Source organism: Flavobacterium sp. PL12 (assembly GCF_039123485.1).
Lineage (GTDB): Bacteria > Bacteroidota > Bacteroidia > Flavobacteriales > Flavobacteriaceae > Flavobacterium > Flavobacterium weaverense.
Window position 1 is genome coordinate 1 of the sequence record NZ_JBANDI010000055.1, and the last position, 2,279, is coordinate 2,279.

Genomic DNA, 2,279 nt, shown 5'->3' on the forward strand with positions numbered 1-2,279 from the left:
ACAAAAAACAGTAGTAAACTTTTGCTCACTACTGTTTAATAATTTGTATATTTATTTTATTAATCCTGTATCGTTTTTTTAGGACTAGACATTTTCTATTCATTAAATAACTTAATTGACTATTTTCTAAAAAATGCTTTAAATTAACTATAATAATTCGGTATTACGTTAGAATTTTATTTCATGAATATCGAAAAAAGCTGGTAAAATCAACTAAATTTCTCAGGTAAAATTTAAATAAATTAAAAATTTAAAAGTAGATTTGAGTCAGTCAATATTTTACTATTATTTATTTTTATTTGATACTTATGAAAAGAAGAGATTTTTTGACCACTACGACACTTGCATCTGCAGGTTTGACATCATTTTTAGTTTCAGGATGTGAAGGATTAACTAAATCTGATGAATCAGATTCAAATGTCGAATCAGGTTTAAATTTTGAACTTGATGAGGAAACAATTATTAGTTTAACACAAAAGCTGGATTCTGGTAAGTATACTTCTGAACAATTAGTTAAATTGTATCTCAACCGTATTGAACAAATCGATGCGAAAGGTGCAAAGTTAAACTCTGTTATCGAAATTAATCCTGATGCCTTGTCTATCGCTAAAGCGATGGATTCAGAAATTAATTCAGGTAAAAAGCGAGGCCCTTTACATGGACTTCCTATTCTTATTAAAGATAATATTGACACAGCTGACAAAATGCAAACTACTGCCGGATCATTAGCATTAGAGGGAAATATCGCTTCTAAAGATGCGTTTATTGTTACAAAATTAAGAGAGGCTGGCGCAATTATATTAGGAAAAACTAATTTAAGTGAATGGGCAAATTTTCGATCGACCAACTCTAGTTCTGGTTGGAGTAGTAGAGGAGGCCAAACTAAAAATCCTTATTTTTTAGACAGAAATCCTTGTGGTTCAAGTGCTGGTTCTGGTGTAGCAGTTTCTGCTAACTTGTGCGTTGTAGCAATTGGTACAGAAACAGACGGTTCAATTGTTTGTCCTGCCTCAGTTAGTGGTGTTGTAGGAATCAAGCCTACCGTTGGCTTAGTAAGTAGGAGTGGAATTATTCCTATTTCAAAAACTCAAGATACGGCGGGTCCAATGGCTAGGACAGTGGAAGATGCTGCAATTTTGCTTGGTGTTTTAGCTGCCGTAGATAATAATGATTCAATTACGCGAGAGAGTACAGGAAAGAGCTTTGCTGATTATACTAAATTTTTAGATATAAATGCGCTTGCTGGAAAAAGAATTGGAATTGAGAAAAAAGCACAAGGTAATAACAAGTATGTTAATGAGCTTTTCGCAGTTACTGTTGCTATTCTGAAAAAGAATGGAGCAGTACTAGTTGAAATTGACTATTTGGATAAATTTAATTCTTTAGGCGCTTCAGAATCTGAAGTTCTACAATATGAGTTTAAAGATGGAGTAAATAATTATTTGGCTAACGCAAATTGTAAAGTTAAGTCTTTGAGTGAAGTTATAGAGTTCAATCGTAAGAACGAAGATAAAGCAATGCCTTATTTTAAGCAAGAATTGTTAGAGAGTTCGAATGCGAAATCTGATTTAAGAGATAAAAAATATTTAGAAGCTTTAGAAAATAGTCATGTGGGTAGTAAAAATTTTCTAGACAAAATTTTTGCAGATAATCAATTAGATGCTATTTGTGGAATCACAATGGGTCCAACCTGCAGCATTGATACTATTTATGGAGATCGATGGGGAGATTATTCCTTAACTACTCCAGCAGCAATTAGTGGTTATCCACATATTACTGTTCCTTGTGGTAAAGTTTACGATTTACCAGTAGGTTTATCTTTTTTTGGTACTGCTTATACGGAAGGTAAATTGATTGGAATAGCATATTCGTATGAGCAAGCTGCTAAAAAAAGAGTGAAGCCAGATTTTAAAACATCTTTTCTAGGATAGAATATTCCTTACTGTAATTAATTTTAGACCTACTAAAATATTTTTCTATTAGAAAAATACTTAATGTTTTATACTCCCGTTTTTTTCAATAAAATTATTATTGGAAGACAAATCATCTCAATTGAATATGATGTAATAAAGCTAAGTTTAGAAGCAAAATGAACCAAGAGTAAACTAAATAAAATTTTACACCTTAATCCATCTTGCTTCTAATAAGCACTAAGTTTATTATCAAACGTTTTCAATATTAGTTAACATTAATGTCCGATAAAAAATAAATCCGCATGATTTTATTTTTCATCTATTTGATTGCCAATGTTTTAATTTTTATTTTCTGTGCTTTTATAA

Annotated in this window: 1 protein-coding gene; it reads left to right on the forward strand. The window is 31.1% G+C overall.

Annotated features, from left to right (window positions below):
- Positions 1–308 precede the first annotated feature (308 nt).
- Complete coding sequence (locus RCH19_RS14640) at positions 309–1,931, forward strand: amidase (protein ID WP_343023853.1); 1,623 nt, start codon at positions 309–311, stop codon at positions 1,929–1,931.
- The last annotated feature ends 348 nt before the right edge of the window (positions 1,932–2,279 follow it).